Here is a 1,341-nt window from a genome sequence, read left to right as displayed (position 1 = left end):
CGTCACCGCGCTTCCACCTCAGACCTATCAACCTGATCATCTTTCAGGGATCTTACTAGCTTACGCTATGGGAAATCTCATCTTGAGGGGGGCTTCATGCTTAGATGCTTTCAGCACTTATCCCTTCCGCACATAGCTACCCAGCTATGCCTTTGGCAAGACAACTGGTACACCAGCGGTGCGTCCATCCCGGTCCTCTCGTACTAAGGACAGCTCCTCTCAAATTTCCTACGCCCACGACGGATAGGGACCGAACTGTCTCACGACGTTCTGAACCCAGCTCGCGTACCGCTTTAATGGGCGAACAGCCCAACCCTTGGGACCGACTACAGCCCCAGGATGCGATGAGCCGACATCGAGGTGCCAAACCTCCCCGTCGATGTGGACTCTTGGGGGAGATAAGCCTGTTATCCCCGGGGTAGCTTTTATCCGTTGAGCGATGGCCCTTCCATGCGGAACCACCGGATCACTAAGCCCGACTTTCGTCCCTGCTCGACTTGTAGGTCTCGCAGTCAAGCTCCCTTGTGCCTTTACACTCTACGAATGATTTCCAACCATTCTGAGGGAACCTTTGGGCGCCTCCGTTACATTTTAGGAGGCGACCGCCCCAGTCAAACTGCCCACCTGACACTGTCTCCCAGCCCGATCAGGGCTGTGGGTTAGAATTTCAATACAGCCAGGGTAGTATCCCACCGACGCCTCCACCGAAGCTAGCGCTCCGGCTTCTCAGGCTCCTACCTATCCTGTACAAGCTGTACCAAAATTCAATATCAGGCTACAGTAAAGCTCCACGGGGTCTTTCCGTCCTGTCGCGGGTAACCTGCATCTTCACAGGTACTATAATTTCACCGAGTCTCTCGTTGAGACAGTGCCCAGATCGTTACGCCTTTCGTGCGGGTCGGAACTTACCCGACAAGGAATTTCGCTACCTTAGGACCGTTATAGTTACGGCCGCCGTTTACTGGGGCTTCGGTTCAAAGCTTCGCTTGCGCTAACCTCTCCCCTTAACCTTCCAGCACCGGGCAGGCGTCAGCCCCTATACTTCGCCTTGCGGCTTCGCAGAGACCTGTGTTTTTGCTAAACAGTCGCCTGGGCCTATTCACTGCGGCTTTTCCGGGCTATTCACCCTAAAAAGCACCCCTTCTCCCGAAGTTACGGGGTCATTTTGCCGAGTTCCTTAACGAGAGTTCTCTCGCTCACCTTAGGATTCTCTCCTCGCCTACCTGTGTCGGTTTGCGGTACGGGCACCTCTCACCTCGCTAGAGGCTTTTCTAGGCAGTGTGGAATCAGGAACTTCGGTACTTTATTTCCCTCGCCATCACAGCTCAGCCTTCTCGACAA

At 54.4% G+C, this 1,341-nt stretch carries 1 rRNA gene; it reads right to left on the bottom strand.

Going from position 1 to position 1,341, the window contains the following annotated elements:
* Window positions 1-1,341 (bottom strand): 23S ribosomal RNA (locus JOC75_RS23750); the annotation flags it as partial.

Origin of the sequence: Metabacillus crassostreae (assembly GCF_016908395.1) — a bacterium.
Classification (GTDB): domain Bacteria; phylum Bacillota; class Bacilli; order Bacillales; family Bacillaceae; genus Metabacillus; species Metabacillus crassostreae.
The sequence above is the reverse complement of the archived record's forward strand: the minus strand, read 5'-3'. Positions and strand labels throughout refer to the sequence as shown.